Origin of the sequence: Sphingobacterium sp. GVS05A, from assembly GCF_019969845.1 — a bacterium.
Lineage (GTDB): Bacteria > Bacteroidota > Bacteroidia > Sphingobacteriales > Sphingobacteriaceae > Sphingobacterium.
Genome location: NZ_JAHXYR010000007.1, coordinates 226,701 through 249,582, shown reverse-complemented (window position 1 = coordinate 249,582; position 22,882 = coordinate 226,701). Strand labels below are relative to the sequence as shown.

Genomic DNA, 22,882 nt, shown 5'->3' with positions numbered 1-22,882 from the left:
AAATAGCAGCAATGATCACTTTTGAAGAGTTGGAGGAAATTATTGACGTTGTCAAAAACCTTCACGGCTACGATGTTTCTGGATATACAAGGTCATCCTTAAAGCGTCGTGTCACCAGAATTATGGAGCTCAATAAACTAGATCTGGTCGAATTAAAATCCAAATTAATTAACCAACCAGGCTTCAGTACTTATCTTTTACAGGAAATTACGGTCAATGTGACTGAAATGTTTAGAGATCCGGAATTTTACAAAGCGTTAAAAAATGATGTATTCCCTTATCTGGCCACTTATCCTCATATCAAGTTGTGGAGCGCAGGTTGTTCCACAGGGGAAGAAGTTTACTCATTGGCAATTCTACTAAAAGAAGCCGGGCTCTATCAGCGTTCGTTTATCTATGGAACGGATATCAACACAAAAGTATTGGAAAAGGCCAAAAGAGGCATTTATTCTTTAGCAAAGGTGAAAGACTACTCTGAGAATTTCATTAAAACGGATCCCAAAAGTTCTTTATCCGAGTATTATACTGCGATGTACAATGCCGCCACGATAAATAATAGCCTCAAGAAGAATGTTCTTTTTTCCCAACACAGTTTGGTTTCCGATCGGGTATTTAATGAATTTCAGTTGATCACATGCCGCAATGTGTTGATTTATTTCGACACAAACCTCCAGGAAAAGGTGTTGGATTTATTTTATAATTCACTCTGTCACCTTGGTTTTTTATGTCTGGGTTCAAAAGAATCTCTGATTAACTACAAAAATGCGGCAAAATTTAAGGTTGTAAACAAAAAGCACAACATTTATCAAAAAATAGGTTAGATCAAGATGGAACGGAAAATTCTTTTATTAGCGGGATCCGCAGGCGGGTTTAGCGTTATTTTAAACATCTTAAAAGCATTGGAACGCCCTATTCAAATTCCGGTCATCGTTATTGTGCACAGAAACCCTAAATATGCATCGAGCATTGAAGATACATTATCAAAAGCGTTATTGCAGAAAATAAAAACAGCAGATGATAAAGAAACCATAGCTGATGGAACAATCTATTTTGCTCCGGCGGGTTATCATTTGCTCATCGAGCCTGATTATAGCTTTTCTTTAGATATCTCTGAACCCGTTCAATATTCAAGGCCATCAATTGATGTGACCTTCGAATCTGCAGCCGAAGTCTATAAAGAAAACTGTACCGCTATTTTATTTTCTGGAGCTAATCAGGACGGTGCGGAAGGGTTGTTGATGATTAAAAAATATGGTGGCTGCACTTTTGTACAAGATCCTCTGGATGCTGAGGTTCCAATTATGCCACAGGCGGCCATAGAATTAAATGCGCAAGATAAGATCTTAACAATAGCCGAAATAAAAGATTACATCATGCAATTAACCTAAGTTGTATTTAGATTTGATATAATGAAGAAGATTAATATATTGATCGTCGATGATAAAATTGAAAATATTATCAGTCTCACAGCGTTGTTGGAGGATATCGAATATGTAAATATAATTAGTAGTACGGATCCCAACGAAGCCTTAAAAATCTGTTGGAAAGAGGAAATAGATCTTGCCTTAGTTGATGTACAGATGCCCGAAATCAATGGGTTCGAATTTGTTACTTTTTTGAAGAAAAACCCAAAAACGAATCACATTATTCCGATCATGGTAACGGCTATTTCGAAAGAGGATAAGTACCTAATTCAAGGACTTAACAGTGGAGCTGTAGACTACCTATATAAACCTCTTAATCCTGAAGCTACCATAGCAAAAGTCAAATCCTTTGTTCAGCAACTGTTGATACAACAGGAAATTAAAGAGAAAAATATTGCTTTAGAAGAATCGAAACAAGCGATTCTTAAAGCGAAAGAAGAAGCTGAATTAGCAAGAAAATCAAAGGAAACTTTCTTGGCTAATATGAGCCATGAAATCCGTACACCTATCAATGGTATTATGGGGATTACCCAAATGTTAAAAAACTCACAGCTTAGTCTCGAACAAGAAAACTGGATCAATAAACTCGATTCAGCATCTCAGAACCTGCTAACAATTATCAATGACATATTAGACTTGTCCAAGGTCGATTCTGGTATGATGAAACTTAACATGGAATCCACTTCGGTACATGATATTACGGATGATTTGAATAATCTATTTATTGATAAGGCAAATTACAAGGGGTTAAATTTTTATATAGATGTGGACGACCGGATAAATAGTTATTTTTTAACTGATCCACTTCGTTTAAAACAGATTCTAACAAACTTTATCTCCAATAGTTTCAAATTTACCTCCACGGGCTCGGTCATTTTAAAAATTCAACTTCTAACGGAAAGTGATCAGCAAATTGGTTTACAGTTTCAAGTCATCGACACAGGGATTGGCATCGCCGAAGAAGCTTTGGAAAAAATATTCATTGCTTTTGAGCAAGGGGAAGCCAGTATCACCAAAAAATTTGGCGGTACTGGCTTGGGCTTGGCAATTGTAAAACGTATAGCTGCCCTTCTCAATGGAAAAGTATTCGCATCGAGTGAATATGGTAAAGGAAGCATATTTTCTTTTGAATGTGCCTTTGACAAAATAGAAGATAAACCCCTAGAAAAAGAAACACAAGTGCTTTATACAGAGTTACCGAAGTTCAATTCACCGATGATCCTTATTGCTGAAGACAACGAATTAAACAGCTTTATGTTAGCGAATATTCTAAAAAGTTGGAACTGCGAGATTACACTGGCAACAAATGGACAGCTTGCATTAGAGGAAATAAACAGAAAAAAAATAGATTTGGTATTTATGGACGCACATATGCCCCTTATGAGTGGTTTCGAAGCAATTAAAGAAATACGTCGCCATCCTAATCCAACAATTGCGAATATGCCCATCATATCCATTTCGGCTTCGGTTTTAAAGGCCGAACAACAAGAAGCTATGGATGCAGGTGCAAATGAGGTCGTTGGGAAACCATTTGATCCTATTAAATTATATAAAACAATTGATGCTTTATTGTCAAAATTGAAATGATTGTTTCTATTTACCAATGAAATCATTAATTTTAAAGAATTAACAAAACGTAATAATGAAAAAACTTTTTATGATACCAGCAGTTGCAGTTGCTTTGTCAATTGCATCTTGTGGCGGAAACAGTGAGAAGTCTGGCAAATCAGCTAGTACCGAATCGACAACTTCAACAGAAAACCAAGCGACAGAAACAGTACCTGGAATTGAAAACGTGGCTATTTCCAACAGCCTATCTTTAGAAGGTAACGATCAGATGAAATTTGACAAGGACTTATTCCGTGTTAAAGCTGGTGAGCCAGTAGAATTATCCTTCAAAAATGCGGGTACCATGCCTAAAGAATCTATGGGACATAATGTTGTCATCCTTAAACCAGGTGTAGATCTTCCAACTTTCGGTGCTGAAGCTGCAGCAGCGGTTGCTGATGAATATATTCCAAAATCAGCATTATCCTCTATCGTTTCCCATACAAAATTATTGGGTCCTGGTGAAACAGATAAAATTACATTTACACTTGAAAAAGGGGTATATTCTTTCATCTGTAGTTTCCCCGGTCATTACGGTGTAATGCAAGGAAAAATCGTTGCAGAATAATAAAATAAAAGCAAAAAAGGATATTCAAATTTGGATATCCTTTTTGTAAACTATCCTGTGCTCTAAGACAGAAAAAAACCTCTAAAGTACTCTTTCTATATCCATTATTGCCTATATTCCTCCGTTGCTCTTCATACGCCCCCTTCAATATTGATACATCAGCCTACTTTACTTCTGGAAGCTTCGTCTCTATATACATTTTTCCTCCTTGCAAATTTTCAAACTTAGATTATTTTAAAGGGTATAAGCCACACTTCTTTTATCAAAAAAATGTAAAGTAAGTCTATTCACTTACAAATCGTAAGTTTTGATTTCCTATCCCATTAATAATCATTAAATTTGTACTACTAAAAATTAAAACGTAATCAATGCAATACGACGTAATTGTAATCGGAAGTGGTCCAGGCGGATATGTAGGAGCTATCCGTTGTGCCCAATTAGGATTAAAAACAGCTGTTATTGAAAAATATAGCACATTTGGTGGTACTTGTCTTAACGTTGGATGTATTCCTTCTAAAGCGCTTTTAGATTCTTCGGAGCATTACCACAATGCTGCCCATAATTTTGATGCATTCGGCATCAGTTTAAAAGATCTTAAGGTAGATATGGCAAAGATGATTGCTCGTAAAGACGATGTCATTGCGCAAAATACTGCCGGTATCACTTTCTTATTTAAGAAAAACAAGATTGACAGTTTCCAAGGTGTAGGTTCGTTTGTGGATAAAAACACCATTAAAATAACAAAAGCAGATGGTTCTACAGAACAAATTACTGCCAAAAATGTCATCATAGCAACAGGATCAAAACCAACCTCGTTACCATTCTTGCCAGTTGACAAAAAAAGAATTATCACTTCTACTGAAGCCCTTAACTTAAAAGAGATCCCAAAACACCTTATTGTCATTGGCGGTGGTGTAATCGGCCTAGAATTAGGCTCAGTATATGCTCGTTTAGGCTCAAAAGTCTCTGTAGTTGAATTTGCGAAATCTATCATAGGCACAATGGATGGTGGTTTAGGAAAAGAATTACAACGTGTTTTGAAAAAATCATTGGGTATGGAGTTCTACCTAGGTCATAAAGTAACAGGTGCTGCAGCAAAAGGTAAAACTGTAAAAGTAACAGCTGAGGATCCAAAGGGACAAGAAATCACATTGGATGGTGACTACTGTATCGTTGCAGTTGGACGTACAGCTTATTCTGAAGGTTTAGGCTTAGAGAATATTGGCATTACATTAGAAGAAAGAGGCAAGAAGATCCCTGTAAACGCACACTTAGAAACTTCTGTTCAGGGTGTATTCGCAATTGGCGATGTTATCACTGGTGCGATGTTGGCGCACAAAGCGGAAGATGAGGGTGTATATGTCGCGGAATATATTGCTGGACAAAAACCACACATCGACTACAACTTGATCCCAGGTGTAGTGTACACATGGCCGGAAGTAGCTTCAGTTGGAAAAACTGAAGAGCAACTTAAAGAGGCTGGCGTGAAATATAAAGCTGGATCTTTCTCTTTCAAAGCTTCCGGCCGTGCAAAAGCATCCGGTGATACAGATGGTTTCGTAAAAGTCCTGGCTGACGCAACAACAGACGAGGTATTAGGCGTACATATGATTGGACCGCGCGCAGCTGACATGATCGGCGAGGCTACAGTAGCGATGGAATATCGTGCTTCTGCAGAAGATATCGCGCGTATCTGTCATGCTCACCCAACCTATACTGAAGCTATTAAAGAAGCTGCATTAGCTGCAACTGCAAATAGAGCTATTCACGCGTAAGCGTTAAACAGAATAAACCTAAGGGGAAAAGGAAACTTTTCCCCTTTGTCATAAATACCTATATCAGATGAATTTTTATACAAGAAAATGGGTCAAACCCGAAGACCTTAACCCCAATGGAACATTGTTCGGCGGGACACTTTTACGTTGGATCGATGAAGAGGCGGTTATTTACGCCATAGTACAATTAGGGAATCCAAAAGTGGTTACAAAGTTTATATCCGAAATAAACTTTGTAAATTCCGCCAAGCAGGGGGATATTTTAGAATTAGGTATTGAAGCGATCAATTTCGGAACGACATCATTGACAATGCGCTGCGAAGTCAGAAATAAAATCTCAAAGAAAACAATCCTATCAATCGACAAATTGGTGTTCGTTAATTTGGACGAGGATGGAAATCCCACCCCACATGGAAAAGATAGTATAACCTATGCTTATATGGGGATCGAGAAAACAGGGCGAGATGACTAAACATCTCCCCTGCTCCTATGGTATAACTATGTATTTTTTATAAAGCTCTATTTGGAAATTTGCGATAGCAAATTATCAGGTACGATGTGGCATTCTTAACTTTGTAAGCCTTGGGCTTACACTATTGGGATCTCTATGCGAATATCTCAGTATTAGGATTTCTGTCTTTTACCATCGATTTCCTTCTTTAGATCCAACTCCACCCAAAATCCAAGGATTGGAACCAAAGAAGCCAAAAAGTACTTTATAGCTTTTAAAATAGGCCATTTATATTCGACAGTAGACATGATGAGCATCACAACGAATATAACGACAAAAAAGCCATGAATGGATCCTGCGATCTTAACAGCCTCTGGTATTCCAGCAAAATATTTCAGTGGCATTGCAATGAAAAACAAGCAAATCGTGGAAATAGCCTCCCACAACGCAATCTGTCTAAATATTCTTAACATAATGATAAACTGTGTATTGTGAACTTCAAAAATAAGACTCTAAATACAGTTGACCCATTATTTTTTGCCCTTTTACCAAGACGTGACATTATCCATTATACAATGACATTGTTTTATCAAAAACCGCCAATTTTACAATAAATAGTTCATATTCATCAGAAAAAATACGTACTTTTGAATGAATATAAGGTTCAATACCTTGGTATTTGAAGCTATAACACTCAACTACAGAATATTTATTTATATGAATTACGACATCATTGTAATCGGTAGTGGTCCAGGCGGGTATGTTGCTGCCATTAGAGCCGCTCAGTTAGGGTTCAAAACAGCGATAATTGAACGCGAATCATTAGGCGGAATTTGTCTAAACTGGGGCTGTATCCCTACAAAAGCATTATTGAAAAGTGCTCAAGTATTTGAATATTTAAACCATGCCGCAGAATACGGCATCAATGTTCAAGGTGGTGAGGCTGATTTCGAAGCTATCGTCAAAAGAAGCCGCGGCGTAGCTGAAGGAATGAGTAAAGGTATTCAGTTCTTGATGAAAAAGAATAAAATTGATGTCATCAATGGAACTGCAAAAATTAAAAAAGGTGGTAAGATCGATGTGAAAGGTGCAGACGGTTCTACCAAAGAATATGCAGCAAAACACACCATTTTGGCGACAGGTGCACGTTCACGTGAATTACCTAACTTACCACAAGATGGCAAAAAGATTGTTGGCTACCGCCAAGCAATGACATTACCTAAACAACCAAAATCTTTAGTTGTTGTCGGTTCTGGTGCTATCGGTGTTGAATTTGCTTACTTCTATAATGCAATTGGAACAAAAGTGACTATCGTTGAGTTTATGGATAGAATCGTTCCAGTTGAAGATGAAGAAATCTCAAAACAACTAGAAAAAAGCTTAAAGAAACAAGGTATTAATATCCTTACTAAATCAGAAGTTCAATCTGTTGACACATCTGGAGAATTGAGCAAGGTTTCTATTAAAACTGAAAAAGGTATTGAAGTAATCGAAGCAGAAGTTGTATTATCTGCGGTAGGTATTGCTCCTAATATCGAAAACATAGGCTTGGAAGAGGTTGGTGTAAAAACTGATCGTGGCCGTGTTGTCGTAGACGATTTCTACAAAACAAATATTGAAGGTGTATACGCTATCGGTGATATCGTTAAGGGTCAAGCTTTAGCGCACGTTGCTTCGGCAGAAGGTATTACTTGTGTTGAAAAAATCAAAGGTCTTCATGTAGAACCTATTGATTACAACAACATCCCTGGATGTACTTATTGTTCTCCAGAGATAGCTTCTGTTGGTTATACTGAAAAAGCAGCTAAAGAAGCTGGATATGAAGTTAAAGTAGGTAAATTCCCATTCTCTGCTTCAGGAAAAGCTTCAGCAGCTGGAGCAAAAGACGGTTTCGTAAAAGTTATCTTCGATGCAAAATATGGTGAATTCCTAGGTGCACACCTTATTGGAGCTAATGTTACTGAAATGATCGCTGAGGTTGTTGTTGCCCGTAAATTGGAAACAACAGGACATGAAATGATCAAAACAATCCATCCGCACCCAACAATGAGTGAAGCTATCATGGAAGCATGCGCCGATGCGTATGGTGAAGTGATCCATTTATAGTCACATATAAACATAAAAAAAAGGGGAAGATCGAACGATCTTCCCCTTTTTTTTATGTTACTCTTTTGGTTGAAAATTACATTACCAACCTCGACTTAAATACAATTTGTTGGTCTGCTACATCTGAATTCTCGATTCGTTCAAATAGAATTTCGGCTGCCTTACGCGCTTGCATACCTGGAAACTGTTCAATACGGCCCATTGGTGGGTTTTCCATGTATTGCCAAAGAGGATAATTAGCATAGCTAATAAAGAATATATCTTGATTTAAAACCAGTCCTTTGTTGCGCGCTGCCTTCATCAAATCCAGTGTAACAAAGTCATTGAAAGAAATAATCGCTGAAGGTCTTTCGGACATCGCAAATATACTATCCATTGCTTTTTCATTTCCTTCCGTACTCAGGTCCGTTTCAATAATATTTTTTTCCAAGATATCCATCCCATTTCGCTTCATTGCAGATAAATAGGCTACTTTTCTATCCTCACTTGCAGGCAAAGTCTTTGGTCCATTGACCAAAGCAATGACTTTATGACCACGGGCAACAAAAGCATCAACAGCCTCATTCATTCCTGTGGATAGATCGCTTTGAACTTTATTGATATTTGGCAAACTAGGGACACAATCAAAAAAGACAACAGGGATTCCAGATGACTCCAATTTTTCTATAAACTCCAAATTGGTCGTCTTCTTCCCGATAGACATCAAGATACCATCTACCCGATGGTTTTTAAATGTTTTTAGAATCTGTTCTTCCCGATCAGGATCATCCAACGACTGTCCCATTAAAACAGTGTACCGTTGTGCCGAAGCAACATTTTCAATTTCGCTTATTGCAAACGAAAAAAATGGTTCTGAAAGACTGGGTAAAATCACAGCTATGGTAAATGTTTTACGCTGTTTAAAAAAAATAGCAGTCTGATTGGGTTCGTAGTTCAATTCTTCGGCCATTTTTTTTACACGCATTGTCGTTACCAATCCAATACTTGGATGATCATTCAATGCTCTTGACACCGTGGAAGGACTGATTTTCAGCTTCTTGGCAATTTCCTTAATCGTGGCAGGCTTGTTCACTTTATTCATAAATCCAAGGGCTTTATATAAAAATAGGGCTTTTATATCCCTAATCATAATTTTTTTTCAACAATGTTTATTCGGTATATTCTATAGTCAAAACATTGTTGGTAGATAGTACAAAGATAATCAATGCAAACTTAGTCCACAAATTGAATCGCAGTGATATCCACCGCAAACTCCTCTGCTAAAAATTGAGCAGGGTCTATCTGCCGGAAAGCAAGCTCGTCCTGAAAATAAATTTTTATCCGATTGCTAAACTCACCCCAGTCTACAAATTTCACCTTGTTCAATTGCTCCAGTGGGTTCCCTTTTGTCAAAACACATATTTTCTTACCTTCCGCACTCAATTGCGAAAATAACGCAGCAATATGGTCAAAAAGGTGCAATTTAAGTGGTAATACAGCATTTACATGTAATCGTTCAAAGTGCTCCTTATACTTCATATCAAATCCAAATGTCGCTTGTGCATGTTCAAATAGGAATTCCTCCCCTTGATTTTCCAAATGGTTTTTCATAAAGTTGACCAAATCACCCTGCGGAGGAAAGGTCTCTGTGAATTCTATAAAGTTGGCAAAGAGATAATAAACTTGGAGTAAGTAGTCTTTTTTAGGAAAAAGAACATCATCCAATTCAAAGACATATACTTTTTTTTCTTCTGGAAACATCATCACTAATAGATCTTTAAATTAAAAAAGTTAAACAGATTATGCCCAACAGATAACGAATAGAGAATCGGATCATATTACCTCGACACACAGACTAATGCGAACTCTTCAGCAGAATCCGAAGTGACCAAAAGTCCATCCAATGTATTTTCGTATATCTCCTCGCCCAATAAATTATTGCCCTTTGAAAGCAAAACATAAGGAAGATCAGCCGGTGGGTTCTCAATGATGGAAAATGTTTCAAGGATATCCTTATCTGGAACAAGAACTGAAATCTGATATTCATCAAATAAAACTTTGGCTTCGGCCAATGGTTCCAGTTCGAAACCACCTAAAGGTAACACATAATCAACCTGTTGATCTAAACTTAGTTTTAGCACCTCATGCGCAAAAGTTGGTAGCAAACCCTTTGGAATGGCTGCATAATTCCCAGATTTTAAAAGTAATTCCGGAATCTCTTCCGAACTTGCATACAAAACTTCAAAACTAGCCGAAAGTTTTCTAGCAATACGCATTGCCAGAGGTCTAGTTCCGAAAGTTATCAATATTTTCTTCATCAAATAAAATGTTATTCATCGGCAATTAAGCCCTCAAAGATTCGTCCAATAAATCTTTCCTATACCCTGATCTATAAGCACAATGGCTTTCCTATGAAATAGGTTATACAACCAATCCGTCACGCATATGAATTGTTCGATCCGATATACGGGCCAATTCTTCATTATGGGTTACGATGATAAATGTTTGCTGGAATTTATTTCTAAGATCAAAAAACAACTGATGTAAGGCTGCTGCATTTTCGGAATCCAAGTTCCCAGAAGGTTCGTCAGCTAAAATGATTGAAGGATCATTCATCAGAGCCCTAGCCACAGACACACGTTGTTGTTCACCTCCAGACATCTCAGCAGGCTTATGATCAATACGATGTGAAACCCCAAGTAGCTCCAATAGTTCTTTCGCTTTCGCTTCGGCTTCGGATCGTCCCTGTCCGCGGATAAATGCAGGAATACACACATTCTCCAATGCAGTAAATTCAGGCAATAAGTGATGAAACTGAAAAACGAAACCAATATGCTCATTACGAAATGCACTCAGCTTTTTGGCACTCAGCTTATGGATATCGACACCATCAATAAAAATTGAACCTTGGTCAGGTTTGTCCAACGTTCCGATGATATGCAAAAGTGTACTTTTACCTGCCCCTGAGGCCCCGACAATACTTACAATTTCACCTTTTTCCACGGCTATATCGACGCCTTTCAAGATGGGCAATGCCCCATAAGCTTTGTGAATTCCTTTGGCTTGTAACATCATAGGGCAAAGATAAATAAATTTACGATATCACACCTTTGAATAAATAAGCAGTTATTTCTCTATTTCAGCCATTTTATTTTTCACAAATGTCAAAAAATAGATAAAAGAGCAATTTATCCCTTGTCTTATCCCTCAAAAAAACATATTTTTACGCCAAATATTTTTGCAAATGAACATTCACGAATATCAAGGAAAACAAATACTAAAGAGCTTTGGTGTGCGCGTACAGGAAGGTATCGTAGCAGATACTCCAGAGCAAGCTGTGGAAGCGGCTAAAAAGATGAAAGAAGACTACAATTCCGACTGGGTTGTTGTCAAAGCTCAAATTCACGCTGGTGGCCGTGGTAAAGGTGGTGGTGTCAAGTTAGCTAAGAACTTAGATGAAGTCAAACAAAAAGCAACTGACATCATTGGTATGCAATTAGTAACGCCTCAAACTGGACCTGAAGGTAAAAAAGTAAACAAAGTTTTGGTCGCTCAAGACGTTTACTATCCAGGTGAAAGCGAAACAAAAGAATTCTACATGTCTGTATTATTAGACCGCGCTACAGGACGTAACATTGTTATGTACTCTACAGAAGGTGGTATGGACATCGAAGAAGTTGCAGAAAAAACACCGCACTTGATTTTCAAAGAAGAAATCGATCCAAAAGTAGGCTTACAAGGATTCCAAGCGCGTAAAATTGCTTTTAATCTAGGTCTTTCTGGTGCTGCACACAAAGAAATGGTAAAATTCGTTGCTGCACTTTATAAAGCATACGATTCTACTGACTCTTCTATGTTCGAGATCAATCCGGTATTAAAAACTTCTGATGACAAGATCTTAGCAGTTGATGCCAAAGTAAATCTTGACGAGAACGCATTGTACCGTCACCCTGATTACGCAGCTATGCGCGATGTAACAGAAGAAGATCCAACGGAAGTTGAAGCTGGTGAATCAAACCTTAACTATGTTAAACTTGACGGTAACGTAGGTTGTATGGTAAATGGTGCTGGTCTTGCAATGGCAACAATGGATATCATCAAATTAGCTGGTGGTGAACCTGCAAACTTCTTAGATGTTGGTGGTACTGCAAATGCTGAAACTGTAAAAGCTGGTTTCAATATCATTTTGAAAGACCCTAATGTAAAAGCAATCTTGATCAACATCTTCGGTGGTATCGTTCGTTGTGACCGTGTAGCGCAAGGTGTCATTGATGCTTACAGTGAAATTGGTAATATTCCTGTTCCTATCATCGTACGTCTTCAAGGTACAAATGCCGAAGAAGCGAAAAAATTAATCGATGAATCAGGCTTACAAGTTTATTCTGCAATCTTATTGAAAGAAGCTGCTGAACTAGTAACTAAAGTATTGAAAGGTTAATTCCTTCAATCATCATAAAGCTTAAAAGCGGAACAACTGAGTTGTTCCGCTTTTTTTTGCCCCCAAGGCAGCTATTTTTTGCTGAGTTTGACGCAAATAGTGGTCGGAAAGAATTAGGTTTAGAAGCTTATTGATCCTTCATTCAGCGAATTAAATCAACATTTATACCCAATAAACCAACAGAATAGCTTATTTTTGTATTGCTTTTTTAACAAAGCATCTTTTACAAGTCATTCTCCAAAAATTAAGATGGAACACACAAGAATAAAGGAACTATTGAATGCCACAGAATTCGGCAAAGAGGTCGTTGTTAAAGGTTGGGTAAGAACTTTCCGTAACAATCAATTTATAGCAATTAATGACGGTTCGTCAATCAATAATATTCAAGCAGTAGTCGATTTTGAAAATACACCTGAAGATATCCTAAAGCGTATCACTACCGGAGCTGCAGTTCGTGTAAAAGGTCTATTGATAGAATCGCTGGGTAAAGGACAAAAAGTAGAAGTTAAAGCTACTGAAGTAAGCATTATAGGAGATTCAGATCCTGAAAAATACCCTTTACAACCGAAAAAACACAGCTTAGAATTTCTACGTGAAATTGCTCACTTACGTTTTCGTACAGGCACATTCAATGCGGTATTCAAAGTTCGTAATGCCTTAGCTTTCGCGGTACATAAATTTTTCCAAGAAAATGATTTTGTGTACATGCACACACCGATTATCACAGGCTCTGATGCAGAAGGTGCCGGTGAAATGTTTCAGGTGACTACCTTAGATTTGAACAACCCGCCGCGTAAAGAAAATGGCGAAATTGATTTCAAGGAAGATTTCTTCGGAAAATCGACAAATCTTACCGTATCTGGTCAATTGGAAGGTGAACTCGGAGCAATGGCTTTTGGGAACATCTATACTTTTGGGCCAACCTTTAGAGCTGAAAATTCGAATACAACGCGTCACTTGGCTGAATTCTGGATGATTGAACCAGAAATGGCTTTCTATGAATTGGAAGACAATATGGATTTAGCCGAAGCTTTGCTGAAATACGTGATTAAATACGCTCTGGAAACTTGTCCTGAGGAAATCGAATTTTTGAAAAGCCGTTTGTTAGAAGAAGAGAAATCAAAACCAGCAACAGAACGATCTGAATTAAATTTGGTTGAAAAACTGAACTTTGTCTTAGAAAATGATTTCGAACGTGTAACTTATACTGACGCTGTTGAAATACTAAAACGTAGTAAGCCAAACCAAAAGAAACAATTCAAGTATCTAATTGATGACTGGGGAGCTGACCTTCAATCTGAACATGAACGCTATTTAGTGGAAAAACACTTCAAGAAACCTGTTATCCTAACTGATTACCCGAGAGAGATCAAATCTTTCTACATGAAGCAGAATGAGCCTGATGCTCAGGGTCGCAATACTGTTCGTGCCATGGATATTCTTTTCCCAGGTATAGGTGAAATGGTCGGCGGTTCGCAACGTGAGGAAAATCTTGACCGTCTATTAGCGCGTATGGCCGAGGTAGGTATACCAGCAGAAGAAATGGAATGGTTCTTGGATACACGCCGCTTTGGTTCAGTGCCACATTCAGGATTTGGTGTAGGCTTTGAGCGCTTGGTATTATTCACAACCGGAATGACAAATATCCGCGACGTAATACCATTCCCTCGCACACCGAAAAACGCAGAATTTTAATATAAAGAACAACAGCCAAAACAAAATATTTTGGCTGTTGTTCTTTTAATATATACGTATCGGAAGAATAGTTTTGAAGCGTTGACATCATCCGCTTCTTGTTCGGAAAGGGAGCAGATTAAAAACTAAAATCACCCTACGCCATTATAAATATTTACCAGACTAGATATGCTCATCAAAATATATAACGACAATCCCAATCCAAAAGCCATCGCGCAGGCCGTTGACATCCTTAGACGTGGCGGTGTAATCATTTACCCTACAGATACCGTTTACGGTATAGGCTGTGATATTACACAACAAAAGGCAATTGAACGTGTTTGTGAGATCAGAGGCTTAAAACCTGATAAAGCCAATCTCTCTTTTATCTGTTACGACCTAACTGATATTTCACAATATACCAAATCTTTCGACACCGCCGTCTTCCGTGTCCTTAAGAAGGCATTACCCGGCCCTTTTACATTTATCTTTAACGCTACCACCAAAGTTCCCAAATTATTAAGCTCGAAGAAGAAGACTGTGGGTATTCGTGTACCAGACAATAACATCGTTCGGGAAATTGTTAAACAATTAGGCAATCCGATTGTGACTACTTCCATCCACGATGAAGACGAAATTATCGAATACTCTACGGATCCCGAATTGATCTATGAGAAATACCAAGATCTCGTGGATGCCGTTATTGACGGAGGTTATGGGGACAATGTCGCTTCAACAGTAGTAGACCTGACGGAGGGAACTTTTGATGTCATTCGTGAAGGAAAAGGTGATTTGGAACAATACTTATAGTATTTAGTATTCTCCAAATAGCGCAGGACTATTTAACATTTCAACAAACATCTTAACAAACCAACAAAGATCAGCCTAGATTAGATTGTTGGTATTTTGTGCATAAGATCTACTTCCGATACTTCAATACCCACTTATCCACAAAAACAACCACTTATTAACACTCAAAATGTTAATAAGTGGAACACGCACCTATAGCTATTGATCCAAAATGTGTATAACCATGCACTTATCAACAACTAAATGTGAATAAGCTAAATAAGCAAATCTAGAAAATACCGAAAAATGTGTAAAACTAAGGGGTTATCAACACAAAAATGTTTATAACAAGCTTAAACACTCTTCGGCATCGAAATACGATGTGTATAACAGATCCAAATTCACATAATAATGTTGAAAGTTAACAACTAGACTCCACACGTAGCTTCAATGCCGCGTTAAAAAGTTCAAATCCTTGCCTCGTTGTCAACAATAACTTTCCGCAGAATGGGATTAATAAACCAGAAAACAGCTCACCCTGAATGAGTCGAATCTGCCCCTCCTCCATCTGTTTCAATATAAAATAATGCTCACCATCAAAGATTCCCGGAACAAATAGTTTACCTTTCCAACGTAGCTCGCGGTTAGAGTCAATACGTAAAAAGCGTGGGTTCATCTTTATTTTAAAACCATCAGGTTGTACCAACATGACTGAACAGCGTTGTCCCAATACAGGTTCCTTTTCAAAGCTTTTAATCGTTGGACTCCACTCTGGATAAGTTTTGAAATCTGTCAATACTTGCCATACTTGCTCAATTGTCGCTTTAATTATGATACTTGTCTCAATTTTTTTCATTGTTTCAATATTATTTATATCCCTGCAAAGTGAAGCCCACATGCTTACCCAAATAGCCCTTATCGGTTGCTATACCCCATGATGGATTCATTGGGCCGACGATTGCTCCAGAAAACAAGTTTGCACAAAGCATTTTCAGATTGAATACCTTATTACACAGAAGCCTTAGCCCAATTCAAAGTATCGACCCCTCATTTACTATTGGAGATAAAACAAAACTAGGATAAGAAATGGAGACAGCGCTTGACTTTTGTCAAGAACTCATTTTTGCGCGGATACGACTAAGTGTTTCGGGGCTCATACCCAAGACTGAGGCAATATATTGAAGTGGTACTTGATGGAATAGGGATTTATGTTGCCCAAAATACTGTTGATAACGCTCTTCTGCCGTCAAACAAATAAAATCAGAAATTCGTTGCTCCATCGCACCGAAACATTTTGCTAAAAATGCCTTTTCAAATTTATTCCATTCAATAACCTCAGATTCCATCCTTTGGTAATCTGATTTTGACAAACGGTACAAATGACAGTCAGTGATGCATTGAAAATTCCATTTAGAAGGGGTATCAAAAATAAAAGAAGAGAGATCTGTAACGAAATGATTGGCAGTACCGATCCACTGTGTAAATTCTCCTTTTTTACTCCATGCGAATTGTCGAATCAATCCGGATTCGATAACAAATAAATTGGAAGAATAGTCCCCTTCTTTGATCAGATAATCTCCTCTTTTGAGTTCAATTTGTTCAAAACTTGCGAACAATTTTTCCTGAGCGGCTTTGGAAAGAGGAAATAGGTTTTCAAACAATTGATTAAACATACCTACGAAAGCAAACTATAAGATCACGACTTCTTCTATTATGACGTGTCCTACATACTCGTTTACCCTTCCGAGGATTTGCCGACGCATTAATGCCAGTTCGTTTTTAATGACAGCAGACTCCACACGCACAAATAACTTTTTGTCTCGCACATAAAGCTGTTGCGTACGGTTGGCAATTGCTTTACCAATCAACTGAGGCCATACCGAGGCGATTGAAGTCTCATCAAATTTTCGACGCAGCTTGTAAGCTTCAAGGAGGCGTTCTACCCCCTGCTTAATGGTCATATCATCACTTGACCGAATAAATTCTAGGCTCTTTTTCGTTGGTTGCTTCTTATACATTCACTTGTCCTCCTTCGATACCAAATATACGAACAGGGCGGTTGATTTCGTCAAAGATTCGTTGAATTCTTTTCGAATCTGTATCCGTTAGAAAAATTTGCCCAAAATCATCCTCTGAGACCATCTGCATTAATTTATGGGTACGACGATCGTCGAGCTTATCAAAAATATCATCCAGGAGCAGTAAAGGTTTGAATCCCTTTTTATCTTGTAGATAAGAATATTGAGCAAGTTTTAAAGCAATGAGAAATGATTTTTGTTGGCCCTGTGAACCAAACTTTTTCAGCGGCATTCCACCATGAATAGTAAATATCAGATCATCCTTATGAATTCCCTGACTAGTGCGTTCTAGAATACGATCACGCTCAAGGTTCTTCTCCAAAATATTTAAGAAAGAATCTAACATTAAAGGAGATTCATACTGTAGTTGGACAGATTCGGCATCTTCGGTCAGGAATTGATAGTGTCGATCAAATTCTGGTTGGAACTCTGCCATAAATGATCTTCTCTTTTCAAAGATAATATTGCCGACTTCCTCCAGTTGAAAGTTAAGAATTTCGATTAAGCCTAGATCCAAGATATTGGTCTGACGGGCTTGCTTCAGCACGCTATTTCTTTGGGTCAGAAACTTATTGTAGATAATTAAGGTATCGAGGTATTTATTGTCAGTTTGTGAAATCACATTATCCACAAACTTTCGGCGTTCTTCGCTGCCATCTGTAACGATTACACTATCATTGGGCGATATCATGACCAAAGGGAAAAGCCCGATATGATCAGCCAATCGCGGATAATCTTTTTTATTTTTTTTAAACTGCTTTTTTTGATTCTTTTTTAGGCTGCAGGAAATAACATCACTATTCGATTCCTTATCAAATTCTCCCTGCACCATAAACCAATCATTACCGGATTTGATATGTTGCGAATCAATAGGATTAAAATAGCTCTTACAAAGTGATAAGTAGTGGATCGCATCCAATAGATTGGTTTTACCAACACCATTATTCCCTGTAAAAGCATTTACTTCAGGGAGAAATTCCAAAGAAGATTCTGAGTAATTCTTGAAATTTAGAACAGAAAGTTGCTTGAGCCACATAGCAACAAATATACGCTATTTGGATCGCTAAAAATTATTTTATTTCCTCAAAATCGACAAACTCACCAGCTGTTTGTGTCCCCTTACGCTCTGGAGTTTCCTTCGGTGGAATATAGTCAACCTGAATTTTACCCTCAGGTTGAGATCTTTTATTTTCTTGCTGCCCTTGACCAGTAAATTCGTAATAGAAAGTACCACCTTGTCCCTGACCGCTATATGCTCCCCCCTGTTCCTGCGCTTTTTTCATCAACTTTTCAGCTGCTTTACGCATCGCAAACGGTAAAAATAATTTGAATAAGAATCTTACTACAAAGTAAACAGCGACTGTAATAAGTATAAATTTTAAAAATGCCATAGTTAATTCGTTGCTATTTTCTCAAATTTAACCAATAACTCCATAAACTGTTGTCTTTAAATTGTCAGATAAGAAATATTAACAAATTTTAAGACTTTCCCAATTTCCCTTTTGTCTCCATGATCGTGCGGAACAGCTCTTCATGCCGTTGGGTTCCCAACACATAAGTTAATCCATCTTTATCTGTTAGATATACAGCATTTTTTCCACCCGCAAAAAACTTAATCTTTCCTTTGGTATGTAGATTATAAACAGGATTATTAAAAAAGAATGTACTATAAGGAGCCTTTTCAACCTTCGAAATGGAGGCCAGATCAATTTTCACAACTCGCGTCGACCAAAGACCGCTGATCAAGATATGATCCTGAAATACCTCAATGCGAAACAAGACCATATACATCATCACAATAGATGTAATAATAATCCCAACTCCGACAATGAAAAACAATTGACTGGAGATCAAATGATCCAAGTTTAGATAAAATGCCGTAAAGCAGAATAGCACAAGTACCAAACGCACGCTTATCCAAACACGGTCACGTCCTAAATATTGATTTTCCGAATAGAGTACACCTTCTTTCATTTCTTTTATTAGTATTGAGCTAGTAGACTTAAGCCTTAATCACATTTACAGACTAAAGTAAGGACTTTTTTTGTATTGCTGGTAATCTTATAACGATTATCCATACGATAATTGGCTAGCCAAAGGATATCGCCATTACCATTCACTACAATGGGAATATTTTCCTTTTCGAATAAGCTGATTTTTTTATTGATGAAAAAATCGCTCAGTTTTTTCCGACCTTCCATACCTAAAGGGTAAAAACTATCCCCGATCTTCCACGAACGAATCGTTAAGGGAAAGACAAGCAAATCGTAATCGAGTTTTGCGATCTCTTTATTGTTGGAGATGGTAAGCTCAGTAGATATCCCCGCATGGAAACAATACTGCTTCCACTCCACAGTTGATGTTTCCGAGGTAATTATTGCTTCGTCCGAAGATATAAATTCCTTTTCTCTGATAAAGAGTTCATTTCTATCCAAAAGCATATTGTAACAATCCGATTGAAAAATACGACCTGATTCCTTGGTCCAAGCCTGTTGCAAATCACTTAACACTGCTTTTGAAAAATTAAAACCAGAGAACAATTCGTATAATAACGGTAAATTATCTAAATATTCTTCCAGGTCTTCCTTACGCACGACCCAACCATCGCCCGTTGTCTGAAAAAGTTTGTTACGAATGGGTTCGACAAATTGTTGTAACAAGAGATATGATTCCTTAAAGTGTGTAATATTCTGTTCAAAAATCTGTTCAAAATCAGGTTGTAGTTTTTTGAAATGAGGAATAATATCTATTCGTATTTTATTACGAGCATACTTTGTCGAAAAATTAGATTGATCATCCCGATAAGCAATAGCATATTCCTGAACGTAATATTCAATTTCACTTGCTTTGAGAAATAACAGCGGTCGAATGATACGATCTCTTAAGGGCAAAATTCCCTGAAGACCTTGTAGTCCAGTTCCACGTGAAAGATTTAACAGTACGGTTTCAATGTGATCATTGAGGTGCTGGGCAACAGCAATTCGGTCAAACTGAAGTTCCTCCCGAAGCTGCTCAAACCAGGTATAACGGAGTTCACGTGCGGCCATCTGGATAGAAATCTGGTTTTCCTTGGCATAGGTCTTGGTATCAAATTGATTGACAAATATTGGAATTCCATTATAACAAGCAAACTTTCTAACCAACGCTTCATCCAGTTCAGAGTCCTCCCCGCGCAATTGAAAGTTACAGTGTGCAATGGCGATCCTAAAACCCGCTTTTGCGAATAAATGTGCCATCAACATCGAATCTTTCCCACCACTTACTGTAAGCAATATTTTGTCATGAGGCATCATTAAATGCTCCTTTTCAATATATCCCTTTAATCTTTCCAGCACATTCATATAACAAAGTTACGGTATATTTTGCCCGAATAATAAATTCACATCTTAAAATTTGTGAAATCCAATAAAGTAGCAATTAAAATCCATATTTTTGCCCTTGTGAGACAATACATTTTTACCCTTATTGTATTAATTTTAACTGCCTTGACGGTCCAAGCGCAGAAACAGGACGAATTAAAGTTACTTTCTTCGTCGCATATTATTACTGGAAAAAACGGTAACGTTGTTTTCTACCGTCCGGTTTATGAGCATGTTGGTTCGACCCTATCGTCAGACAGTGGGTATTTACATAATGATAAACTAGGTCGTCAATTCTTTGAAGCCTATGGAAATGTAATCATCACCCAACCTGATGGCACACAGATATTTTCCAATAAACTGCATTATGAAGCGGCCATGCAGTTAGCCACATTGACTGGAGCTGTCCGTATGGTCAGTACCAGTGGATCAATATTGACCACCGACCATCTGGTTTATAACATGCGCAGTAAAATTGGAAACTATTATAGCGGTGGACGTATTCTCTCCGGAAGTGACACCATCACCAGTCAACGCGCAACTTATTTCGAAAATACTGGTGAATCCTATTTTAATCAAAAAGTTGTTGTCCGATCAACCAATGTTAAAGTCTATACAGACTCAATGAAATACAATAGCAACACCCGCATAACGGATTTCTATGGCCCTACGAATATGAAAGGAAACAAGGGTGAAAATCTATATACTGAAAAAGGCCGTTATCATATGGCAACTGGTCAGGCTTATTTTTCAAAAAACAACCTATATACCGAAGGTACTAAATTCCTCAAGGGAGACAGCCTTTTCTATGACAGACAAGTCGGCATCGGCAAGGCCGTGAAAAACGTTGTCTTTGTAGATACGCTGGATAAATTCTATGCTTATGGTGGATATGGACTCTATAATGGAAAAAACGAATCCATCACCATGACCGATAAACCTCTGGTTGTTTCGGTGGTGAAGAAAGATTCCACCAAAAAAGATTCTGTCTCATCCCTCTCGCCTATGCAGCAAAAGTCCGAAAAAGAGCTGAAAAAAGAAGCTAAGGAATTAAAAAAAGCTGAAAAAGAAGAGCAAAAGGACAAGGAAAAAAACAATAAAGCTGAAATTGTTGCCAATAAGGATTCTAAAAAGAGCTTAACGGCAAATAAAAATATCATCGGCAAGGATGAAAATTTAAAGGAAAACGCCGAAATGGACTCTGTCTTTATGACTGCTGATACCCTATTCTCCCAAATGATCTTCCGTCGAGATTATATTGCCCGAGATTTTAAATTAAACCGTGAAGGGGGAGCCATCGAAGAAGACAATGAGGTCGATTATGGCGATAAAGACTCTATTTCTGCGGATGTAGATTCAACCAATACCCTACAACAAGCAGCAGATAGTCTTAAGAAAGGTATAGATAGCTTGCACAAAAAGGAAATCAAAAAACCAGTCCTTGACAAGGTGGGTAAGAAATTACCGGATACGGTTACAACCAATAGGCAGAATATTCCAAAAAAACAACCGGTAATAGTGGGGGATCAAAATCGCATCGAAATTGAGAGAAACCTGAAAGCCGATAGTGTCTTACGTAAAAAAGCAATCATTCCTAAAGGCGGGGAATCAGATAAGATTATGGGCTCAGCGCTAAAAAATGCACAAGAAGGAAGAAGAGATTCCCTATCCCAAGATACGGCTAAAACAAGGATTCTAAAAGCCTACTATAATGCGCGGCTATTTAAATCCGACCTACAAGCCGTTGCCGATTCGATGTATTATGGCATGCAAGATTCGATGTTTAGGTTAATGGGAAAACCGATGATGTGGGCTGAGAATTCGCAGATATCGGGCGATACGATATTCCTACAGGTGAAAAATCAGAAGCTGGATAACTCCCTATTGGTTGGAAATGCGTTTATGGTAAATGCTACCAGTGATTCATTAAAGTTCAATCAGATTAAAGGACGAAAAATCACCAGTTTCTTTACAAATAACCGTATGGAGCGTCTCTTTGTTGATGGGAATGCTGAAAATATCTTCTATAATATCGATGAGAAAACCAATGTAACGACAGAACTCGTTCATGACCGAAGCAGCCGTTTCAAAATTCTGATGGAGAACAATAAACTTCAAGAATATGTTTCTATCCGAAAAGTCGATGGAAAAGTCTATCCGATTGCTGAAGTTACAGCGGACAAAGAATTTTTACCAAACTTTACATGGCGTCCTGAGGATCGTCCTAAATCCAAAAATGATCTATTAAATAGGAAACGTGATCTTTCCAAGTCTTCTTTTACAGCTCCAACAGAAAAGGAAACCGAGGACAATGGAAAAATGAAATCCAAGCCTAAAGAGGATAAGGGAAACCCTCAAAAAAAGGCCAGCGATACTAAATCTGGGGTAGATGTTATTACAGACAAGACAAAGGCTAATGCTAAAACAGCCAAACCTGAAGCGACAACAGCTAAATCTCCAGTAAAAAAGGACACTGCTCCCATGGCCGATAAAAAAACTATTAAACAGGATTCAACGAATCTAAAACCATCAGTACTACCAACACAAGATAGTACCCAAACGTCCAACAAGAAAAAAGTAAAATAGTCCGTATACAAGATAAAAGCAAGCGGGGCAAAATAAAATTTTGCCCC

At 37.9% G+C, this 22,882-nt stretch carries 23 protein-coding genes; 11 read left to right on the top strand and 12 right to left on the bottom strand.

From position 1 onward, the window contains the following. The first annotated feature begins 11 nt into the window (after positions 1-11). The 6 genes from LC454_RS18260 (at position 12) to LC454_RS18235 (ending at position 5,847) form a co-directional block, all read left to right on the top strand. The gene (locus LC454_RS18260) at positions 12-821 is read left to right on the top strand and encodes a CheR family methyltransferase (protein ID WP_223583883.1); all 810 of its coding nucleotides are present in this window, start codon (positions 12-14) and stop codon (positions 819-821) included. A 6-nt stretch (positions 822-827) separates the two neighbouring features. Beyond that, positions 828-1,388, top strand: a complete 561-nt coding sequence (locus LC454_RS18255; RefSeq protein ID WP_223583882.1) for a chemotaxis protein CheB — start codon at positions 828-830, stop codon at positions 1,386-1,388. A gap of 21 nt (positions 1,389-1,409) precedes the next feature. Beyond that, entirely contained in the window at positions 1,410-3,011 is a 1,602-nt protein-coding gene (locus LC454_RS18250; protein WP_223583881.1) for a response regulator, read from the top strand. A 70-nt stretch (positions 3,012-3,081) separates the two neighbouring features. Beyond that, positions 3,082-3,600, top strand: a complete 519-nt coding sequence (locus LC454_RS18245) for a plastocyanin/azurin family copper-binding protein (protein WP_223583880.1) — start codon at positions 3,082-3,084, stop codon at positions 3,598-3,600. Positions 3,601-3,968: 368 nt separating this feature from the next. Further along, complete coding sequence (gene lpdA, locus LC454_RS18240; RefSeq protein ID WP_223583879.1) at positions 3,969-5,375, top strand: dihydrolipoyl dehydrogenase; 1,407 nt, start codon at positions 3,969-3,971, stop codon at positions 5,373-5,375. Between the two features lie 67 nt (positions 5,376-5,442). Beyond that, a complete protein-coding gene (locus tag LC454_RS18235; protein ID WP_223583878.1) occupies positions 5,443-5,847 on the top strand; it encodes an acyl-CoA thioesterase in 405 nt (134 codons plus the stop codon). Between the two features lie 152 nt (positions 5,848-5,999). On the opposite strand, the gene LC454_RS18230 is transcribed toward LC454_RS18235, so the two are convergent. Next, positions 6,000-6,299 (bottom strand): DUF3817 domain-containing protein, encoded by a 300-nt coding sequence (locus LC454_RS18230; RefSeq protein ID WP_120261536.1) that lies wholly within the window; start codon positions 6,297-6,299, stop codon positions 6,000-6,002. A 244-nt stretch (positions 6,300-6,543) separates the two neighbouring features. Here LC454_RS18230 and lpdA (LC454_RS18225) point away from each other — a divergent pair, with 244 nt between their 5' ends. After that, the gene (gene lpdA / locus LC454_RS18225; protein ID WP_223583877.1) at positions 6,544-7,932 is read left to right on the top strand and encodes a dihydrolipoyl dehydrogenase; all 1,389 of its coding nucleotides are present in this window, start codon (positions 6,544-6,546) and stop codon (positions 7,930-7,932) included. 76 nt (positions 7,933-8,008) lie between these two features. On the opposite strand, the gene LC454_RS18220 is transcribed toward lpdA (LC454_RS18225), so the two are convergent. The 4 genes from LC454_RS18220 to LC454_RS18205 all read right to left on the bottom strand — a co-directional run bounded on the left by LC454_RS18220 (position 8,009) and on the right by LC454_RS18205 (position 10,983). Then, entirely contained in the window at positions 8,009-9,013 is a 1,005-nt protein-coding gene (locus LC454_RS18220; protein ID WP_120261646.1) for a LacI family DNA-binding transcriptional regulator, read from the bottom strand. A gap of 131 nt (positions 9,014-9,144) precedes the next feature. Then, a complete protein-coding gene (locus LC454_RS18215; RefSeq protein ID WP_223583876.1) occupies positions 9,145-9,675 on the bottom strand; it encodes an HAD family hydrolase in 531 nt (176 codons plus the stop codon). A gap of 74 nt (positions 9,676-9,749) precedes the next feature. Next, positions 9,750-10,229: a hypothetical protein gene (locus tag LC454_RS18210; RefSeq protein ID WP_223583875.1), complete on the bottom strand. Its 480-nt coding sequence runs from the start codon at positions 10,227-10,229 to the stop codon at positions 9,750-9,752. Between the two features lie 103 nt (positions 10,230-10,332). Beyond that, entirely contained in the window at positions 10,333-10,983 is a 651-nt protein-coding gene (locus LC454_RS18205) for an ABC transporter ATP-binding protein (RefSeq protein ID WP_223583980.1), read from the bottom strand. 172 nt (positions 10,984-11,155) lie between these two features. Here LC454_RS18205 and sucC point away from each other — a divergent pair, with 172 nt between their 5' ends. From sucC to LC454_RS18190, 3 genes are all read left to right on the top strand, one after another. Continuing rightward, the gene (gene sucC, locus LC454_RS18200) at positions 11,156-12,349 is read left to right on the top strand and encodes an ADP-forming succinate--CoA ligase subunit beta (RefSeq protein WP_120261531.1); all 1,194 of its coding nucleotides are present in this window, start codon (positions 11,156-11,158) and stop codon (positions 12,347-12,349) included. A 249-nt stretch (positions 12,350-12,598) separates the two neighbouring features. Continuing rightward, positions 12,599-14,044: an asparagine--tRNA ligase gene (gene asnS, locus LC454_RS18195; RefSeq protein ID WP_223583874.1), complete on the top strand. Its 1,446-nt coding sequence runs from the start codon at positions 12,599-12,601 to the stop codon at positions 14,042-14,044. A 168-nt stretch (positions 14,045-14,212) separates the two neighbouring features. Beyond that, on the top strand, positions 14,213-14,833 hold the full coding sequence (locus LC454_RS18190) for an L-threonylcarbamoyladenylate synthase (RefSeq protein ID WP_223583873.1): 621 nt from the start codon (positions 14,213-14,215) through the stop codon (positions 14,831-14,833). 400 nt (positions 14,834-15,233) lie between these two features. Here the strand turns inward: LC454_RS18190 and LC454_RS18185 are convergent, their stop codons facing one another. The 7 genes from LC454_RS18185 to tilS form a co-directional block, all read right to left on the bottom strand. Beyond that, positions 15,234-15,668 (bottom strand): SRPBCC domain-containing protein, encoded by a 435-nt coding sequence (locus LC454_RS18185; RefSeq protein WP_223583872.1) that lies wholly within the window; start codon positions 15,666-15,668, stop codon positions 15,234-15,236. 253 nt (positions 15,669-15,921) lie between these two features. Beyond that, positions 15,922-16,485: a Crp/Fnr family transcriptional regulator gene (locus LC454_RS18180; RefSeq protein ID WP_223583871.1), complete on the bottom strand. Its 564-nt coding sequence runs from the start codon at positions 16,483-16,485 to the stop codon at positions 15,922-15,924. 15 nt (positions 16,486-16,500) lie between these two features. Further along, positions 16,501-16,830: a DUF721 domain-containing protein gene (locus LC454_RS18175; protein WP_077437878.1), complete on the bottom strand. Its 330-nt coding sequence runs from the start codon at positions 16,828-16,830 to the stop codon at positions 16,501-16,503. After that, on the bottom strand, positions 16,823-17,926 hold the full coding sequence (gene recF, locus LC454_RS18170) for a DNA replication/repair protein RecF (protein ID WP_223583870.1): 1,104 nt from the start codon (positions 17,924-17,926) through the stop codon (positions 16,823-16,825). Before recF ends, LC454_RS18175 begins: the two co-directional genes overlap by 8 nt. 34 nt (positions 17,927-17,960) lie before the next feature. Beyond that, positions 17,961-18,281: a DUF4834 family protein gene (locus LC454_RS18165; protein WP_223583869.1), complete on the bottom strand. Its 321-nt coding sequence runs from the start codon at positions 18,279-18,281 to the stop codon at positions 17,961-17,963. 88 nt (positions 18,282-18,369) lie between these two features. After that, complete coding sequence (locus LC454_RS18160; protein WP_223583868.1) at positions 18,370-18,864, bottom strand: hypothetical protein; 495 nt, start codon at positions 18,862-18,864, stop codon at positions 18,370-18,372. A gap of 35 nt (positions 18,865-18,899) precedes the next feature. Continuing rightward, positions 18,900-20,231: a tRNA lysidine(34) synthetase TilS gene (gene tilS, locus LC454_RS18155; protein ID WP_223583867.1), complete on the bottom strand. Its 1,332-nt coding sequence runs from the start codon at positions 20,229-20,231 to the stop codon at positions 18,900-18,902. Between the two features lie 99 nt (positions 20,232-20,330). On the opposite strand from tilS, the gene LC454_RS18150 reads away from it, so the two are divergent. Further along, a complete protein-coding gene (locus LC454_RS18150) occupies positions 20,331-22,835 on the top strand; it encodes an OstA-like protein (RefSeq protein WP_223583866.1) in 2,505 nt (834 codons plus the stop codon). Positions 22,836-22,882: the final 47 nt, after the last annotated feature.